Origin of the sequence: Halosubterraneus shenae (genome assembly GCF_050510935.1) — an archaeon.
In the GTDB taxonomy this organism is placed as follows: Archaea; Halobacteriota; Halobacteria; order Halobacteriales; family Haloferacaceae; genus JBDGPU01.
The window spans coordinates 214,398-230,930 of record NZ_JBNLVO010000001.1 but is presented as its reverse complement, the minus strand read 5'-3'; the positions used below and the strand labels follow the sequence as shown (position 1 = coordinate 230,930).

Here is a 16,533-nt window from a genome sequence, read left to right as displayed (position 1 = left end):
CCGTCGTGGTGCCGTTGCCGTCGCGGCCTGGCGGACTGAAAGGGCGAGTGCCGGTCGCGCCGAAGGGGAGTCGCTCCGTCGACCCCTATCCGCGCGGGCTGTGCGGAGAGCGCGGATATGTCGCGGAGCGACCGCGAGCGGCCGAGGGCTTTCCAGGTGTTTGCGGTGCTGTCAGGAACAAGTCCGTATCACCTGTGTAAACCTGCTTATAAAGAGCGACTAAGGGCTTTCTGGACTTTCGCGGTGCTGTCGAGTGCAGCAACGTCTGCACCTATAAATCCAGTTTATAAACAAAAACGGCCGACCCGGTTCCACACGCAAACCACCCAGACAAAACGCAAAACGACCCAATCTACTCGGACTAACTCACAAACCCCTAAGTCCTCCACCCCGAACACCGAGTATGGTTGAGGCTCCACAGACGGAGGAAGGCTGGTTCGTCCTGCACGATTTCCGGACGATCGACTGGGACGCCTGGCGGGACGCACCCGATCACGAGCGCGAGCGCGCCATCGCGGAGGGCGAGGAGTTCCTCCGCGACCGCGAGGCCGTCGTCGACGCCGACGCCGGCGACTCCGCCGTGTTCTCGGTCGTTGGCGACAAGGCGGACCTGCTGTTCGTCCACTTCCGCCCCGAGCTCGACGACGTCTCCGCGATCGAGCGCCGGTTCGAGGACACCGCGCTCGCGGCGTTCACCGAGCGCGCGACCTCGTACGTCTCCGTGACGGAGGTCTCGGGCTACGTCTCCGACGAGTACTTCGAGGGCAACGAGGAGGAGATCGACGAGGGACTTCGCCGCTACATCGAGGGGAAGCTCAAGCCGGAGATCCCGGACGACGAGTACGTCTCCTTCTACCCGATGAGCAAGCGCCGCGGCGAGGAGTACAACTGGTACGACCTCTCCTTCGAGGAGCGCGCGGACCTCATGGCGAGCCACGGCGACACGGGCCGGGACTACGCCGGGAAGATCAAGCAAGTGATCGCCTCCTCCGTCGGCTTCGACGACCACGAGTGGGGCGTCACGCTGTTCGGCTCGGACCCGACCGACATCAAGGACATCGTCTACGACATGCGCTTCGACGAGGCGACCTCGAAGTACGGGGAGTTCGGCCAGTTCTACGTCGGCCGCCGCTTCCCGCCGACGGACCTCGCGGCGTTCCTCGCCGGCGACAAGGTCCCCACGAGCGACCACGACGGCCGCGCGAGCCAGGCCGAGCGCGCGGGCCACGGCACCGGCGGCGCGGCCCACGGCGACCATCCACACGGCGAGGAGGGCGAGAGCGGGACGGGCGACCATCCGCACGGAGAGAGCGGTGGCGAGAGCGGCCACGGCGGCCACGGCGACGGGGATGCCGAACCCGAGACCGACGACGAGTCGATCCGCGGCGAGCTCGAGGACCTGGACATCTACGCCGGCCAGCCGCACGGCGAGGACGTGTACGCGACGGTCCTCTACTCCGAGGCGGACACCGACGAGCTGTTCGAGGAGGTCGAGGGGCTCCGCGGCAACTTCGACCACTACGACACCCACGTCAAGACGGCCGTCTACGAGGCGCGCAACCGCGACCGCGCCGCTGTCGTCTCCATCTGGGACACGTCGAGCGCCGCCGAGACCGCCGCGGGCTTCCTCTCGGAGCTGCCGGGCATCGTCGCCCGCGCCGGCGAGGAGTCCGGCTTCGGCACGATGGGGATGTTCTACTCCGTCAAGCCCGAGTACAACGAAGACTTCCACGAGCAGTTCGACGCCGTCGGCGAGCTCCTCGCCGACTTCGAGGGCCACCAGGAGACGGACCTGATGGTGAACGTCGAGGACGAGAACGACATGTTCATCGCCAGCCAGTGGGACTCGAAGGGCGACGCGATGGAGTTCTTCCGGACGGACGCGTTCGAGGAGACCGTCTCCTTCGGCCGCGACGTGCTCGCGGACCGCCCGCGACACGTCTTCCTGGCCTAACCGCGCCGGAGACCGTCCCCATCCAACCGATTACAGCGTGTCTGCAAGGACGCGCTCGATGAAGGGCGCTTTTCCCGCAGTGTAGCTGGCTCTATCGTCGGGATACTCGCGAGCGATCGCTTCAGCTCCGCGTAGGCGACTTCCCCTCTCCAGCGACCAGCAGCAAAGTCGTTTCTCGAAATTGAGGGTGAATTTATACCAGCTGTCACCGGTATGATCCCTGTGAGCAAAGCAACGTTCGAGTTTATCGACGACGTCGGCTGGCGGCACCTGTTCGTGAATCGATGGGTCGGGGGTATCTTCCTGCTCCTGCTCGGCGGGTTCGCCTATTCGATAGCTGTCCTGCATAATCCCTACGTCTGGCCCTTCCTCGAACTTGGACGGCAGACGTCGATGCTATTCGGCTGTACCACCTTGGCGTGTGCGCCGCTGGCTGCCGGAATCGGGATACTGTACACTTACCTGTTCGCCGTCCTCGTGAACGCGCTTAGAATTGCCGTCATTTCCGACTGACACACCGGTTTCGGTTGCTGGGAGAACCCTCGCGGCGGGTCGAACCGCCGCGACGTCGGATCCCCACCGACACCGTCCATCACCGCTGAGGAGGTGAAGGGTAGTCGCTATTGGCAACTGGGTCGCCCTCAGAACGTTCTCACCTGTGAGTTAACACCAACGACTGCCCCCACCGAAATCCTTTCCCAGCGACCAGCGAAACCAGCGTCTGATGCGTAAAAGCGGGCCGCCGAAGGGACTCATCTCGTTTCTCGTCCTGGAGCTACTGCAGGAGCAACCCCGATACGGCTACGAGCTGCTCGGCGAGATCAACGACCTCAGCGGCGGCCACTGGGAACCCTCCTACGGCACCGTCTACCCGATCCTGCACAAGTTCGAGGAGAAGGGCTGGACCCAGCGCATCGAGCGCGAGGACGAGCCCGACCGCAAGTACTTCGCCATCACCGACGCCGGCCGGGAGGAGCTCGCCGAGAAGCGCGCGGAAGTCGGCGGCAAGGCCCGCGACTTCGCGGACGTCATCCTCGGGTTCTATCACCTCTACGCCGCGCTGGGCACGGACGACCGCTACCGGGTCGAGACGCACCCCGAGGAGTGGTGCTTCTCCGAGACGTACAGCGCCTGGATCGTCGAGCAGATGATCCGCCACCACGAGCGCGACTTCGGCGAGTTCGAGCGGATCGACCTCACCCCCGATGAGTTCCACGAGAAGTACGAGTCGGAGATCGGCGGCGACAGCGGCGAGAACAGCGACGGCGAATAACGTCGCCGGCGACGGTGCCGGAACCGGTTTTTACCCCCTCAGTTCAGCAGCTGCGGCCCGAACAGCATCAGTAGTAACGCGGCCAGCATCGTCAGGCCGATGCCGGTCGTGATCGCTTGCGTGAGCTGTGGTTTCGCCTCGATCGGGAGCCGAGCGGTCACCGCTTCCGTCCCGGTCCGGAGGATCCGGCCGCCGTCGAGCGGGAACGCCGGGATGCAGTTGAAGAAGGCGAGCTGGAGGTTGATCCAGCCGGTCCAGAACAGCAGGTTCGCGCCGATGAAGACCACGGGCTCCCCGAGCGCGCCCAGCGCGCCCGTGACCTCGTAGAACGGCGCGTTCGCGCCGACGAACCCGGCGAAGTTGTACTCGATGCTCGGGTCGACGACCGAGAGGAACGGCAGCACCGTGATCAGCAGGACCGTACCGAGGAACGAGTCGCTGGCCGTGCCGCTCAGCATCGAGAGGAAGCGGTCGGCGGGGTACGTCGTGATCCCCAGGCTGTCGACCGTGACGCCGCTGAACCCTTCGGACGGGAAGATGCCGAGGTAGGCGTCTTCCGGCCCGCTCTGGCTGCCGAGCGTGACCGTGTACTCCTGTCGTTCGCCGTCCGCGTAGGCGACGACGGTTACCTCGTCGTCGGGCTGGTGGGACGCCAGCACCCCGGAGAGGTCGCGGTAGTCGTAGACGCGCTCGCCGCCGACCGACGTGACGACGAGGTGGTCGCCCGCCGGCGCGCCCGCCCCGGCGAAGGGGCCGTCCGCGACGACGCCGACGAGGACGCCGACCGGGCCGGTGACCGTCTTTCCGCTTTCGGTTTCCAGCGTGACGACCGCCTCGTCGCCGACCGCGTTGCGGAAGCCAGCCTCGGTCCGCACGTCGGTGCCGTCGACCGCGACGATAGTGTCGTTGACCGTGAGTCCGTTCTCGCCCGCAAACGGCGATGGCTCGGCGACGCCGGTCGCCTGCAGCTCGCGGGTGACCTGTCGCTCCGTGCCGTTCGCGAGCGTGACGGAGACTTGCTCATTGGGATTCTCGATCAGCGTCTCGCGGAGGTCGTCGGCGTCCTCGACCGCGGTCCCGTCGACGGCGACGATGCGGTCACCGGCGCCGATGCCGGCGTCCTCGGCGGCCGAGCCGGGATAGGACCCGCCGACGGGCGCGCCGGCAGCGACGGAGATCGCGCCGGCGACGGGGCCGAACAGCAACAGGAACGCGAGGATGACGACGACGAAGTTGGCCGTGACGCCGGCCGCAAACATCCGCGTGCGGCCGCCGCGGTCGACCTTCTGGGTCGACTCCTCGTCGGGTTCGACGAAGGCGCCGATGGGGATCAGCGTGAACAGCGCGACGCCCATCGAGTCGATGTCGATGCCCTCGACGCGACAGAGGAGCCCGTGGGCGCCCTCGTGGGCGACGAGCGCGACGAGCAGGCCCGCGACGATCTCGACGGCGACCGTCAGCGGGAGGAACTCGTTGACGCCGGGGATGATCAGCACGTTCTGCGGCGTGTTGATCCCGGTCGGCGCCGGCGGGTTCGTCAGCACCTGAATGGCGTTGAGGATGAGGACGACGAACGAGCCGACCATGATCACGAGGGTGACGCCGACGCCGACGTTGGCGATCGCTCGCCAGAGCCGTTTTGGGCGGGCGAGCCGGTCGAGGAGGACGCGCCCACGCTTCGTGTGGATCGTCGTGAGGGGGCCGGAGAGCTGCACGGCGTCCGGGAGCAGCCCCCGGTTGCGCAACCACATTGCGGCCGCGGTGTACGCGAGGATCCCGGTGAGGACCCACAGCAGGGTGTTCATCGCCGGAAGCTTCGGGACCGCCCCGGGAAAGACGTTCGGTTCCGCCACTCAGCGCCGGCCTGCGGTCGGGCGGTCGGCGGCGGGCGGGCGGCGGAGGGCGGTTGGCGGAGGGCGGTTGGCGGAGAGCGGTCGGCGGAGAGCTGTCGACGGCGGGCGGTCGGCGGAGACGGTTCGGATCAAGCCGTCGCCCGTCCGCGCCCCAAACCGATAGCGGGAGGTATCAACACACAAGTACCACCCCCGCTAAGACCGCGACATGGTTACGCCAGCGGAGTTCATCCTCGAACTGCTCAGCAACGTCGTCGAGCTGCTTTTCATCTTCGTCCAGAAAGTCGTCCTCGCCGTCGACCCGCTCACCGCCGTCTCGTTCATCGTCGGGCAACTGTTCGTCGTGGGCGCCGTCGCCGCCCTCGGCTACCTCGCGCTGGGCGCGCTCGCGGCCGAGTTCGGCGTCGAGCTGCCGACGATCGGCAAGGGCCAGGCTGACTGAGGACGGACCCGGACCCGGACCCGACAGTCCCGACCCAACCACGACGCGCCGTCCGTCGCGCTCCGCCGGGGTTTGTTTCACCCCCGAAAGTATTTATCAATCCTCTCGCACCATTCTCCGTGGACGACCGCATCCCCCGGGCGTTCGCCGTCGCCGTCGCGGTCCTCTTGCTCGTCGGGTCGGGGCCGCTCTTCCCGCACGCGGGCGAGACGAAGTACCCGCACACCGTCGACGAGGTTCCCGCGGCCGAGGTCCCGGACGAAGCGAGCGTGATCGACTACGAGTCGCTATCGCCCGACGGAAAACGCGTCATCGACGAGGGCGCAGCGTCGGCCGACGGCGACGTTACGCTCTACGGCGAGGGCCCGGAGAAGTTCGAGTACACGGACACGTCGGGGCTCGGCGAGGACGTCTTCTACGTCCGGCAGGAGTCGACGTACTACCGCGTCGAGACCTACACCGGCGGGCTGGACGTCCAGCTCCTCTTTCAGACGCTCCTTCGCGGCGTCGCGGTCGTCGTCGCTCTCGCCGGCGCGACCCTCTACTACCTCGGGGCGCCGGCGTACTCCGTTGGGCTCGGGCTCTCCGCACTGCCGCTGCTCGGGCTCCGGCTCTACGAGCGGCTCCTCTGTTGTGCGTTCGGTCGCAAGCTCTGGGTGGCGTTGCTCGTGGCCGTGCTGGCCGTGAGCATCGCCGCACCGGCGGCCGCGGCGCTATTCGACCCCGTCGAGACCGAAGCTGAGTAGCCCGCCACGCCGCAGATACCCGGCCACTCGGTCCCCACAATTATCAGTGAAGCCGCGGGAATTCCCTGTATGTCGAACGACGAGCCGGGCGCGGCCGAGACGATGGGTGGACGGTCGGCAAGGAGCCGGGCGACGTTCTGGCTCGTCGTCGAGGCGAACCGGCTGGTCGTCGCCGCCCTGCTGTTCGCGGCGCTATTCGCGGTCCTCGTCGCCGTCGGGACCGCCCTGCCGAACGCGACGGCGCTGCTCGAGCGGGGAGACCCCGTCGAGGCGACTTTCGAGTCGCTCACCGGCGCGACGATTACGGGCGTCACGCTGGTGCTCACGCTGAACCAGCTGGTGCTCTCCCAGGAGCTCGGGGCCGTCGGCGACCAGCGCGAGCGGATGGAGGAGGCGATGGCGTTCCGCCGCGACGCCGAGGGCCTTCTCGACCAGGGCGTCAGCCCACCCGAGCCCGCGGCGTTCCTCGGCACGCTGCTGGAGACGACGCGCGAGCACGCCGCGACGCTCCGCGAGGGGGTCGACGAGGAAGGGGAAAGCGACGGCCCGCTCCGGAACCAGGTGACGACCCTCGCGGAGTCGGTGGATCGGGACGCGGGCCACGTCGCGGACCGGCTGGCTGACGCCCAGTTCGGCACGTTCGAGGTGATGTCCGCGGTGCTCGACTTCAACTACTCGCTGAAGATCTATCGTGCGCGTCGACTCCGAGCCGAGTACAGCGGCCAGTTGTCCGAACCGCAGGAGACCGCGCTCGACGACCTCGTCGAGACGCTGGAGCTGTTCGGCCCCGCCAGGGAGCACTTCAAGACGCTGTACTTCCAGTCGGCGCTGATCGACCTCTCGCGGGCGATCCTCCTCGCCGCACTGCCGGCGCTACTCGTCGCGGCGTCGATGACGCTGTACTTCGAGCCGGCGACCGTGACCGGCACCGTCGCTGGCGTGCCGCTGTCGGTCCTCGTCGTCAGCGCCGCCGTTGCGCTCGCGCTGCTCCCGTTCCTCGTCCTCCTCGCCTACGTCGCCCGCATCGCGACGATCACGAAGCGGACGCTCTCCATCGGCTCGTTCCTGCTCCGGGAGACGGACCGGGAGGAGACGGGGGACTACGAGACGGGCCTCGACGCCGGCAACGCGGACGACGACGGGTAGCGTCCCGTACCGCGGCCCCTGCTGTGAACCCCAACTGTATCGACGCCCAACCGAATCGACGCCTCAGAACACGTCGCCGACGGCGTCGGCCGCGAGGTCGACCGCCTGCTCCAGGTCAGGACCGAGCGGGGAGACGACGACGAGCCCGTCCGCGTACTCGGCGAGGGCCTCGGCGCGCTCGCGGACGTCCGCGGGCGTGCCGGCGATACAGAACGCGTCGATCATCTCGTCGGTCACCGCGTCGAAGGCCGCGGAGAACTCGCCGGCGCTGATGTCGTCGCCGATGGCCTCGGCGGTCGCGCGGTCGACGCCGTGACGGGCGAGCACCGGTGGCGCGGCGCTCGCGGTGATGTACGCCACGGCCGGCCGGGCGGCTTCGCGGGCGGCCTCGGGTTCCTCGGCGATGCTCACGGCCGAGTACGCGATCAGGTCGAAGTCGCCGCGGTGGTCAGGCCGGTCGGCGAGTCCGTCGTCGACCTGGTCGCGGGCCCAGGCGAGGTCCTTCGGGTGCGAGCCGTTGTAGAGGAGTCCGTCCGCGTGTTTCGCGGCCATCCGGCACATGTGCGGGCCCTCGCCGCCGACGACGACGGGGATGTTCGCGCCCTGTGGCGGTTCGTAGTTGAGGCCAGCGTCGGTCGCCTGGAAGGTGCCGTCGTGGTCGACGCGCTCGCCGGCCCAGAGCTGCTGGGCCGTCTTGAACGCCTCCAGCACGGGGCGGAGCCCTCGGTCGTCGGCGAGCCCGAGGTTCGCGAGCGTCGAGGGGTCGCCCGGGCCGATGCCGTAGACGGCGCGGCCGTCGGAGGCCTCGTCCAGCGTCGCGAGCTTCGAGGCGAGCGTGACGGGGTGGGTCTCCAGCGGGTTGGCGACGCCGGGCCCGAGCGCGACCTCGTCGGTGGCGACGGCGAGCCGCGAGAGGAACGCCCAGGGGTCGCGGTTGTTGTAGTGACACGTCGAGAAGACGGTGTCGTAGCCGGCCGCCTCGGCGCGCTCGCCGAGGGCGACCATGCGGTCCAGCTCGTGTTCCGGGGTGAGTTCGATGCCGAACATGTTATGCCTCGTACTCCCAGTCGCGCAGCGCCTGCCGCACGAAGTCGCCCTCGACGTCGCGGAAGTGCGCGTCCGATCCCTCGTGGTCGCCGAACGCCCAGTCGCGGACGACGACGACTGGGGTGCCGCCGGCGCCCTCGCCGGCGACGAGGTTCGCGGCCGACGCCAGCTCGTCGACGACGTTCTGCACGGTGACGCCCATCTCGCGGCCGTCGCGGTCCGCCTCGCCGCGCCAGTCGCGCGCGGCGGGCATTCCGGCCCACCCGATGGCGACGCCGCGCTGGCCGTGCCGGAACGGGCGCCCACAGGTGTCGCTGACGACGACGCGGTCAGCCGGGAGCCCCTCGCGGATCCGCTCGGCGCTCTCGGCGGGCCGCTCTGGCAGCAACAGGAGGTCGCCGCCGGGGACGTTCGAGCGGTCGATGCCCGCGTTGACCCCGATGTGGCCGAACCGGGTCGCGGTCAGCAAGAAGGGCGCCTCCATCACCAGCTCCGTGGACTCCTCGAGGACCGCCTGCGCGAACCGCGGGTCCTTCTCCTCGCCGGCGATCGACTCGAGCCGGTCGGCGATCTCGCGGGCACGAGGGCTCGGGGGGAAGTCCGCGAGGTCCCGCGTGCGCCCTTCCGCCTTCGAGACGACGGTGCTCGCGACGACGACGACGTCGTCCGCGCGGAGGTCGACGCGCTCGTCGATCAGGGCCGCGAGGTCGTCACCCGCCCGGATCTCCGGGAGGTCCGGGACGGCAAACAGTTCCATGTGCGCGTGTGGGCGGCGACGGTCAAAAACTCCGCCGGTAGTGGCCCGTGCCGCCGGTGGTCCGGGCTGGTTCGCATACCGTTCCCGGTCGGGCCTCGGCGGTACCGATACTCCATGGTGGGCGCTACCATGGCCCCACCTGCTCGCCGCCAACGCACGACCCCGTCCCCCTTACAACCGTCACGGCCCTTCGATCGAGTGCAATGGCAAAAGCAGCGATCGTTATTCTGGCAGAAGCGGAAGGACACGAGAACACTGGTCGCGTCGTCAACGGCCTCGAGGCCGCCAAGGAGTTCGCCGAGACCGACGGCGACGAGGTCGAGATCATCTTCGACGGCGCGGGCACGACGTGGATCCCGAAGCTCGAGGACGAGGAGTTCGACTACCACGACCTCTACGCTGCGGTCAAGGACGAGGTCTCCGTCTGTGACCACTGTGCGACTGCCTTCGACGTCGGCGACGCCGTCGACCAGGCCGGCCTCGCGCGCCTCGCCGACTACGAGGGCCACCCGAGCATCCGCGAGCTCGTCGACGACGACTACGAGATCCTCACGTTCTAAGCCGTTCTGCCGTCGCGCGGCCGACATTCCCCCGCGCGTATTCGGTCGTCGCCGCCGACGACCGCCTTCACGTACCCGCGCGGCGCCCGTTCCTCGGCGCCGCGTCGTTCTTCGTCGCCAGCGAGGCGCGTAACGATGCAGCTGGCGACGTCGATACTGTCGAAGGCACGGAACCGCACGACTAAAACCGGTCGAACCGGTAGTATCGACAGGCGGCAGTGACGAGCAGTTACCCCCACCGAGCCCCTTGTGACGATGGGTTTACCCCGAGCCGCCCTTTCAATACCCGGGAGTAACCACCACCTCGACTGGAACTGCTGGGACCCTGTGTGACTGAAACGCGAGCGAACCAGTAGCGACGCTGTCGGGCGGTTTCGACCGGAAGAGGAGGGGTTCGATCTGCAGTCGAAGCCGGGGGGTGTCGCGGCCTCAGTAGGAGGCGACGCCCTTGTCGAGGCCGGCCGCGTCGATGTCCTCGCCGTCGACGGACGAGCGGAGACTGTCCATCCCGTCGAAGCGGTCGATGTCGAAGTTCGCCTCGTAGAGCTCCTGGACGCGCTCGTACTCGTCGTCGGTGAGGTCCGGCACGTCGCTCGCGCCGGCCCACTCGTCGATGTCGTCGGTGGTCCGGAACGTCGGCGTGACGGAGGCGACCTCGTCGTGGGAGAGGAGCCACTGGATCGACGCCTGGCTCATCTTCCGGTCGCCGTCCCGTTCGAGGAAGCGGATCGCGTCGAGCTTCTCCCAGCCCGTCTCGTACCACTCGGAGGGCCGGTGCGAGCGGTGGTCGCCCTCGCCGAGCTCCGTGTCGGGCGTCACCTGCTCGTTCAGCAGGCCGGAGGAGTGCGGGACGCGCGCGAGCACGGAGGTGTCCGCGTTCTGCTCCCGGATGGTGTCGATGAAGTGCATCCCGGGGTCCTGCTCGAAGAGGTTGAAGACGGTCTGGACCGCGTCGAAGACGTCGTAGTCGACGGCGGCGTCGCCCTCGGCGAGCCAGCCGATCGACGGGCCCAGCGCCCAGCCGAGCGCGTCGACCTTGCCCTCCGCCTTGAGCTCGCGGAGGACGTCGACGACCTCGGGCGTCACCTCGTCGACGTTGGCGTTGTGGAGCTGGAGCAGTTCGACCTTGTCGACGCCGAGGCGGTCGATCGACTTCTCGAACGCCTCGCGGATGTACGCCTCGTCGAGCTCCTTTGGGAGTTCGCCGTGGCCCGCCTGCGGGTTGTTGTAGAAGTCGTAGCCGAGCTTCGTGCCGATCGTCACCTCGTCGCGGTGCTCGGCGAGGGCCTCGCCGACGATCTCCTCGCTGTCGCCGTGGCCGTAAACGTCGCCCGTGTCGAAGTAGGTGATCCCCTGGTCGAGCGCGTACTGGACCATGTCGACGGCCTGGTCCTGCGAGCGGTCGCCCCACCAGTCGGTGCCGACGACCCACGCGCCGAAGCCGACCTCGCTCACCTCGACCCCCGAATCGCCGAGTTCGCGGTAGTGCATGTTTCGTGGTTGGGAACGGGTCCACTTAGCGCGTGCGGTTCTATGTATGCACGCCATGGCTGCTGGATGGTGTTGTGTGGACGTTGCGGGGGCTGTCCACGTCAGCCAGTAAGCCCTTGGCCACTCTTTATAAGCAGATTTTCACAGGTGGTACGGTCTGGCTCTCGACAGCACCGCAAACACCGGGAAAGCCCTCGGCCGCTCGCGGTCGCTGAACGACATATCCACGCCTCTCAGCACCGCCCGGCGTGGATAGGGGTCGATTCAGCGACTCCCCTGCGGCGCGACCGGCCGTCGCCCTTTCAGTCCGCCAGGACAGCGACAATACCGCAACCGCCCCGCACAGCGGCCGCACAGCTACCGCAAGCCTCGGCCCTCCCCAGCCTCGGCCGGGGCGCGCCGGCACCGCACCGCCGCGGCGCGCCCCTGCCTCCCTCGCACGCGTTGCTCGCGCGCGCCAACCGCTCCGCACCGCAACCGCCTGCCAGCCGCCGCGATCGACGCCCGGCCACCACTCCCGGGCGGGACTGAAAGGGGCAGCCGCTGCGCGGGACGCCCTGCGACGCAAGCACTGAGCCGACGAATGAGCGACCGAAGGGAGCGAGTGAGTCGGCGAGGCGCGCAGCGAGCAGCGCGAGCGCTCAGCGGCTGGGGCTTTCTGGGTGTACCGAGTGGTGTCGCTCGCGACGACGAACAAATTTGTATATAAGCGCCACCGCTCAGCGGCTGGGGCTTTCCGGGCATGCTGAGTGGTGTCGCCAGCGACGTCAGCCGACTCTATTTATAAAGGCGACCGCTCAGCGGCAGGGGGTTTTCCAGGTGCGCTTAGTGGCGTCGCGAGCGACGATCGAGAAGCCGAATACCTCGCCGACGCAGGCGAGCGCGATTCAGGAAGTAGACCGGCGAGCAATTGAGGCCTGGACGGAACGAGGGAGCTGCAATGCGGCGTGACGAGCGGTACACACAACCGAAACCCTTTGACGATCCGCGGATAACTCTCGCCGATGACAAAGCGACACGTGTCCCTCCCCGACGACGCGGAAGCGGGGATCCAGGCGTTCATCGACGAGGTGGACGAACGACTCTCCTCGGAGGAGGACACATGTGACGTCGTCCGCGACGTGCTGATCGACCTCAACGGGGACCGGGACGCGTGGGAGGCGTGGCAGGCGGGCGAGTCAGTGTCGAAAGCGACGCGGGTGCGACTTCAGGGGTACGACCCCTGTAACGCGACGCTGGAGTCGGAGTACTACGCGGAGAAGGACGAGAGCAAGTTCCAGCGCTCGAAGCACCTCCAGTGGCTCTGGCGCCAGTTCGACGCGACCGCGATGGCCGACAACGTCGACTTCGCGCTCGAGTTCCGCCAGATGCTCGCCAACCACCTCTTCGCCGAGTGCGGTGACAACTGCCGCTTCTTCAAGGGGATCTCCGTCACCTACGGGCACAACATCGAGGTCGGCGACAACGTCGTCATCCACGACGACGTCCACCTCGACGACCGTGGAAAGCTCACCATCGGCGACCGCGCGTCGCTCTCGGACGGCGTCCACGTCTACTCGCACGACCACGACATCGTCGACCAGACCGAAGTCCGCAACTACCACACGATCGTCGAGCAGAACGCGCGCGTCACCTACGACGCCATGGTGCGCGCCGGCTGCAAGGTCGGCGAGAACAGCGTCGTCGGCGCCCGCGCGGTCGTCCAGGGCGACGTCCCCGCCCACCACATCGTCGTCGGGATGCCCGCCAAGAGCATCCGCGTCAAGCCCGGCTGGGAGTCCGTCGCCGAGGAGCTCGAGACGGGGCGACTCCCGAGCGAGAAGGAGGACCGCGAGATCGAGTACGAGCTGGACGACGACGTCGAGGTCTTCGACGAGTTCCAGCGCGACCTGAACCCGCCGGACGCGCCGGAGTAAGCCGGTCGATCCGCGTCTTTTTAAATAGTAACCGTGCCCCGCTCCGTCGCCATCAACGTCGCCGCCAACACCAACGAGCCGGGGTTCCGCGGGCCCGTCTACCCCGACGGGTCCTTCGTGTACGTCCCGATTCCGGAAGCGGCGCCGACGCGCGACGGCAGCGACGCCACCACCGCAACCGTTCCCACCTACGCCGACCTCGACCTCCCGTTCTCGCTCCCCGCCGACCTCGCCGAACGGCCGGTCCACCTCGACCCCGAGTTCCCCGGCGTCCACGGTAGCGACGCCGCAACGTACGGCGATCCCTACGGCGTCAAGGCGAGCCGCATCGCCGCGCTCGACCCCGGCGACTGGCTGTTCTTCTACGCGACGCTGACCCTCCGACCGAGTGACTGGCGAGGCCCGGGCGACGACCGCGGTGACGACTGGCTCCGCGACGCGGGCGTCAGCGTCGACGACAACCTCGCGCCGGAGTGGGGCGCGTACCTCGTCGGCGGCTTCCGGGTCGCCGAGGCGGTCGAGGAGCCGGAGCGCGAGGCCGTCGCCGAGCGCTTCGCGAGCAACGCGCACCTGCAGCGAGCCGACTTCGACGCTCGCGTGCTCGTCCGGGGCGCTCCCGAGCAATCCGGGCTGTTCGACCGCGTCGTCCCGCTCAGCAGCCCGGCGGCGGGCGCCGACGCGAACCGGCTGGTGACGGAGCTATCCTCGGATTCGGGGAAGGGACCGTGGTGGCGGCGTCCGCTCGCGTTCGACGCGTCGGCGACGGCGACAGTGCTCGAACGGGCCGACCGCCAGTAAGGGTGATTTTCGAAAAATGCACCGTCCGGGAATTGAACCCGGGCTATTAGCTTGGGAAGCTAATGTCCTACCACTGGACCAACGGTGCGCGTGTCCGATTGTACCCGACGCCCGCACTTGAACGTAGCGTTTCAGGGGGCTTGCCCGAGGCCCGCCGCGTTCCATATCCTTATCCCGGATACCGAACAGAACCAACCATGCCGAGTGACACCGAGATCGAGCGCGTGCGCGAGCGCCTGGACACCCTCGCGCCCGCCCTCGGCCGTACGTGGACGAGCACCGACGCCTGGTCGTTCGTGACCGACCTCACGGCGATCGGGAACCGGATGGGCGGCAGCGCGGGGGAGGCGCGCGCGGCCGACCTCGTCGCCGACGCCTTCGCGGCCGCCGGCGTGCGCGACGTCCGGAACGAGGAGTTCGAGATGGCGGCGTGGCGGCGTGGGGACTCGACGCTCACGCTGACGACCAGCGACCGCCACGGCGACGAACTCGCCCGCGAGTTCGAGACGGTCGCGCTCCCGTACTCGCCTGCGGGGGACGTCGAGGCCGCACTCGTCGACGTCGGCTACGGGACGCCCGAGGAGATCGACGAAGTCGACGTCGAGGGGAAGCTCGTCGTCGCGTCGACGACGACGCCGTCCGGCTCGCGGTTCGTCCACCGGATGGAGAAGTTCGGCTACGCGGTCGAGGCCGGCGCCGAGGGGTTCCTGTTCGTGAACCACCTCGACGGGCAGCTTCCCCCCACGGGCTCGCTCACGTTCGGGGAGGAGGCCGAAGCGCCCGCCGTCGGCGTCTCGAAGGAGACCGGCGCGTGGCTCCGCGAACACGCGAGCAACACCCCTGGCGAGGCCGGCACCGCGCACCTCTCGGTCGACGCCGAGACGACCCCGGCAACGAGCCGGAACGTGGTTGGGCGCGTCGGCCCCGACACCGACCAGCGACTGCTCCTCGTCGCACACTACGACGGCCACGACGTCGCCGAGGCCGCCCTCGACAACGGGTGTGGGATCGCGACGGTCGTCGCCACCGCGGGCATCCTTGCGGACGACGCCGTCGACCTGCCGATCGGCGTCGACGTCGCCGCCGTCGGCTGTGAGGAGGTTGGCCTGCTCGGCGCGGAGGAGCTCGCCGCGAAACTCGACCTCGACGACGTCGCCGGCGTGGTCAACGTCGACGGTGCGGGGCGGTTCCGCGACCTCGTCGCGCTCGCGCACACCTCGGCGGCGACGGCGGACGCCGCGGAGACCGTCGCTCGCGCGACCCGGCACCCGATCGACGTCGAGCTCGAACCGCACCCGTTCTCGGACCAGTGGCCCTTCGTCCGGCGGGGGGTTCCAGCCCTGCAGCTCCACAGCGACTCCGGCGAGCGCGGGCGGGGGTGGGGGCACACACACGCCGACACGCGGGACAAGGTCGACGACCGCAATATCCGGGAACACGCCATGCTGACCGCGCTGCTCGTCACCGAGCTAGCGGACCCCGAACGCGACCTCCCGCGCCTCGACGCCGACGAACTCGCGGACGCGTTCCGCGAGGCCGACTTCGAGACGGGGATGCGCGCGGCCGACCTCTGGCCGGCGGACTGGGAGTAGCCAGGTCAGTCGCCGGAGTCGTCGGAGTCGTCGGCCGATTCGAGCCCCTCGCGCATCGCGCCGAGCACCTGCGCGTCGACGCGCGCGGAGACGTGGCGCTCCCCGAACACCTGCAGCGCGCTCTCACGGGCCTCGTCGTCGACGTCGAACTCGACGGCGTCGTCGATCCCCTCCGGCGTCGCCTCGTAGGCGACGTCCCACAGCACGAGCGGCTCCGGCGTGGCGGGGCCGATCCCCTCGTGGCCCGGCAACGGCTCCGGGTCGAGCGCCCGGTCGACCTTCGCGAGCGACGCGTCGCCCGTGCCGACCGCGCGCACGAGCGTCACGACTCGGCGGACGAACTCCCGCGGGAAGCCGCCGGCCGAGACCTCCAGGACGAGGAAGGGGCCCGAGCGCGTCGCCGTCGCGGTCACGTCGCGTTCGGTACCCGACTCGTCGGTGGTGAAGTTCGCGAAGTCGTGTCGGCCCGAGAGCTTGCCGAGCGCGGTGTGGACGCGCTCGTCGTCGACGGCGGGTGCCGGGAGGGCGGTCGGATCGTCGGCAGCCGCGGCAGTCGCCTCCGCGGTTGCGTCCGCGCCGTCGACTGGCGGCGCGAACAGGTAGTAGCGATACGTCCGGCGCGTTGCGTGGTGGGTCGCGTGGAAGCCCTCGGGCACGTCCGCTGCGGCCCACGCGCGAACGCCGCCCGGAAGCGCCCCGTTCAGCGCCCGCGGCGTGAGCCAGTCGGGTGCGTCGAACGCGACCGTCTGTGCGATGGCCGAGACGCCCGCGTCGGTGCGCCCGGCGGCGGCGTAGTTCGGCGGCGTGTCCACCGCGTCGGCGGGCCCGAGCGCGCCCTGCTCGCGGAGGGCGTCGAGTACCGCGTCCTCGACGGTCGGCACGCTTGGCTGTCGCTGGAACCCATTGTAGTGCCGGCCGTCGTAGGCGATGCGAAACGCGCGCACGCCGTCGCTTCGGC

At 69.0% G+C, this 16,533-nt stretch carries 15 protein-coding genes and 1 tRNA gene; 10 read left to right on the top strand and 6 right to left on the bottom strand.

What is annotated here, in order from left to right:
* The first annotated feature begins 403 nt into the window (after positions 1 to 403).
* The 3 genes from ACQE3M_RS01050 (at position 404) to ACQE3M_RS01040 (ending at position 3,227) form a co-directional block, all read left to right on the top strand.
* Positions 404 to 1,954 (top strand): heme-binding protein, encoded by a 1,551-nt coding sequence (locus ACQE3M_RS01050; RefSeq protein ID WP_430503611.1) that lies wholly within the window; start codon positions 404 to 406, stop codon positions 1,952 to 1,954.
* 222 nt (positions 1,955 to 2,176) lie between these two features.
* The gene (locus ACQE3M_RS01045; protein ID WP_430503610.1) at positions 2,177 to 2,467 is read left to right on the top strand and encodes a hypothetical protein; all 291 of its coding nucleotides are present in this window, start codon (positions 2,177 to 2,179) and stop codon (positions 2,465 to 2,467) included.
* Between the two features lie 211 nt (positions 2,468 to 2,678).
* Positions 2,679 to 3,227 carry a PadR family transcriptional regulator gene (locus ACQE3M_RS01040; protein WP_430503609.1) on the top strand — a complete coding sequence of 183 codons (549 nt, stop codon included), beginning with the start codon at positions 2,679 to 2,681 and terminating at the stop codon, positions 3,225 to 3,227.
* 38 nt (positions 3,228 to 3,265) lie between these two features.
* On the opposite strand, the gene ACQE3M_RS01035 is transcribed toward ACQE3M_RS01040, so the two are convergent.
* Complete coding sequence (locus ACQE3M_RS01035; RefSeq protein WP_430503608.1) at positions 3,266 to 5,032, bottom strand: site-2 protease family protein; 1,767 nt, start codon at positions 5,030 to 5,032, stop codon at positions 3,266 to 3,268.
* Positions 5,033 to 5,288: 256 nt separating this feature from the next.
* On the opposite strand from ACQE3M_RS01035, the gene ACQE3M_RS01030 reads away from it, so the two are divergent.
* The 3 genes from ACQE3M_RS01030 (at position 5,289) to ACQE3M_RS01020 (ending at position 7,414) form a co-directional block, all read left to right on the top strand.
* Positions 5,289 to 5,522, top strand: a complete 234-nt coding sequence (locus tag ACQE3M_RS01030) for a hypothetical protein (protein ID WP_430503607.1) — start codon at positions 5,289 to 5,291, stop codon at positions 5,520 to 5,522.
* 119 nt (positions 5,523 to 5,641) lie between these two features.
* Positions 5,642 to 6,268 carry a DUF7979 domain-containing protein gene (locus tag ACQE3M_RS01025; RefSeq protein ID WP_430503606.1) on the top strand — a complete coding sequence of 209 codons (627 nt, stop codon included), beginning with the start codon at positions 5,642 to 5,644 and terminating at the stop codon, positions 6,266 to 6,268.
* Positions 6,269 to 6,337: 69 nt separating this feature from the next.
* On the top strand, positions 6,338 to 7,414 hold the full coding sequence (locus tag ACQE3M_RS01020) for a DUF7972 family membrane protein (protein ID WP_430503605.1): 1,077 nt from the start codon (positions 6,338 to 6,340) through the stop codon (positions 7,412 to 7,414).
* 63 nt (positions 7,415 to 7,477) lie between these two features.
* Here ACQE3M_RS01020 and ACQE3M_RS01015 read toward each other — a convergent pair whose 3' ends face one another.
* Positions 7,478 to 8,461, bottom strand: a complete 984-nt coding sequence (locus ACQE3M_RS01015; RefSeq protein ID WP_430503604.1) for a 5,10-methylenetetrahydromethanopterin reductase — start codon at positions 8,459 to 8,461, stop codon at positions 7,478 to 7,480.
* Position 8,462: 1 nt separating this feature from the next.
* The gene (locus tag ACQE3M_RS01010) at positions 8,463 to 9,218 is read right to left on the bottom strand and encodes a coenzyme F420-0:L-glutamate ligase (RefSeq protein ID WP_430503603.1); all 756 of its coding nucleotides are present in this window, start codon (positions 9,216 to 9,218) and stop codon (positions 8,463 to 8,465) included.
* Positions 9,219 to 9,421: 203 nt separating this feature from the next.
* On the opposite strand from ACQE3M_RS01010, the gene ACQE3M_RS01005 reads away from it, so the two are divergent.
* Positions 9,422 to 9,778: a DsrE family protein gene (locus ACQE3M_RS01005; protein ID WP_430503602.1), complete on the top strand. Its 357-nt coding sequence runs from the start codon at positions 9,422 to 9,424 to the stop codon at positions 9,776 to 9,778.
* 429 nt (positions 9,779 to 10,207) lie between these two features.
* On the opposite strand, the gene ACQE3M_RS01000 is transcribed toward ACQE3M_RS01005, so the two are convergent.
* Positions 10,208 to 11,269, bottom strand: a complete 1,062-nt coding sequence (locus ACQE3M_RS01000; protein ID WP_430503601.1) for an aldo/keto reductase — start codon at positions 11,267 to 11,269, stop codon at positions 10,208 to 10,210.
* A gap of 1,004 nt (positions 11,270 to 12,273) precedes the next feature.
* Here ACQE3M_RS01000 and ACQE3M_RS00995 point away from each other — a divergent pair.
* Both ACQE3M_RS00995 and ACQE3M_RS00990 read left to right on the top strand, forming a co-directional pair.
* The gene (locus ACQE3M_RS00995; RefSeq protein WP_430503600.1) at positions 12,274 to 13,185 is read left to right on the top strand and encodes an acyltransferase; all 912 of its coding nucleotides are present in this window, start codon (positions 12,274 to 12,276) and stop codon (positions 13,183 to 13,185) included.
* Positions 13,186 to 13,218: 33 nt separating this feature from the next.
* The gene (locus tag ACQE3M_RS00990; RefSeq protein WP_430503599.1) at positions 13,219 to 13,983 is read left to right on the top strand and encodes an Nmad3 family putative nucleotide modification protein; all 765 of its coding nucleotides are present in this window, start codon (positions 13,219 to 13,221) and stop codon (positions 13,981 to 13,983) included.
* 17 nt (positions 13,984 to 14,000) lie between these two features.
* Here the strand turns inward: ACQE3M_RS00990 and ACQE3M_RS00985 are convergent.
* Positions 14,001 to 14,071 (bottom strand) — tRNA-Gly (locus ACQE3M_RS00985).
* Between the two features lie 109 nt (positions 14,072 to 14,180).
* Here ACQE3M_RS00985 and ACQE3M_RS00980 point away from each other — a divergent pair.
* Positions 14,181 to 15,575 (top strand): M28 family peptidase, encoded by a 1,395-nt coding sequence (locus ACQE3M_RS00980; protein WP_430503598.1) that lies wholly within the window; start codon positions 14,181 to 14,183, stop codon positions 15,573 to 15,575.
* 5 nt (positions 15,576 to 15,580) lie between these two features.
* Here ACQE3M_RS00980 and truA read toward each other — a convergent pair whose 3' ends face one another.
* The gene (truA, locus tag ACQE3M_RS00975) at positions 15,581 to 16,519 is read right to left on the bottom strand and encodes a tRNA pseudouridine(38-40) synthase TruA (protein WP_430503597.1); all 939 of its coding nucleotides are present in this window, start codon (positions 16,517 to 16,519) and stop codon (positions 15,581 to 15,583) included.
* Positions 16,520 to 16,533: the final 14 nt, after the last annotated feature.

What these genes read in the sequence shown, in the direction of transcription:
- ACQE3M_RS01050 (WP_430503611.1), top strand. Translation starts at nt 404, where the DNA reads ATGGTTGAGGCTCCACAGACGGAGGAAGGCTGGTTCGTCCTGCACGAT.
- ACQE3M_RS01040 (WP_430503609.1), top strand. Translation starts at nt 2,679, where the DNA reads ATGCGTAAAAGCGGGCCGCCGAAGGGACTCATCTCGTTTCTCGTCCTG.
- ACQE3M_RS01035 (WP_430503608.1), bottom strand. Translation starts at nt 5,032, where the DNA reads ATGAACACCCTGCTGTGGGTCCTCACCGGGATCCTCGCGTACACCGCG.
- ACQE3M_RS01030 (WP_430503607.1), top strand. Translation starts at nt 5,289, where the DNA reads ATGGTTACGCCAGCGGAGTTCATCCTCGAACTGCTCAGCAACGTCGTC.
- ACQE3M_RS01020 (WP_430503605.1), top strand. Translation starts at nt 6,338, where the DNA reads ATGTCGAACGACGAGCCGGGCGCGGCCGAGACGATGGGTGGACGGTCG.
- ACQE3M_RS01015 (WP_430503604.1), bottom strand. Translation starts at nt 8,461, where the DNA reads ATGTTCGGCATCGAACTCACCCCGGAACACGAGCTGGACCGCATGGTC.
- ACQE3M_RS01010 (WP_430503603.1), bottom strand. Translation starts at nt 9,218, where the DNA reads ATGGAACTGTTTGCCGTCCCGGACCTCCCGGAGATCCGGGCGGGTGAC.
- ACQE3M_RS01005 (WP_430503602.1), top strand. Translation starts at nt 9,422, where the DNA reads ATGGCAAAAGCAGCGATCGTTATTCTGGCAGAAGCGGAAGGACACGAG.
- ACQE3M_RS01000 (WP_430503601.1), bottom strand. Translation starts at nt 11,269, where the DNA reads ATGCACTACCGCGAACTCGGCGATTCGGGGGTCGAGGTGAGCGAGGTC.
- ACQE3M_RS00995 (WP_430503600.1), top strand. Translation starts at nt 12,274, where the DNA reads ATGACAAAGCGACACGTGTCCCTCCCCGACGACGCGGAAGCGGGGATC.
- ACQE3M_RS00980 (WP_430503598.1), top strand. Translation starts at nt 14,181, where the DNA reads ATGCCGAGTGACACCGAGATCGAGCGCGTGCGCGAGCGCCTGGACACC.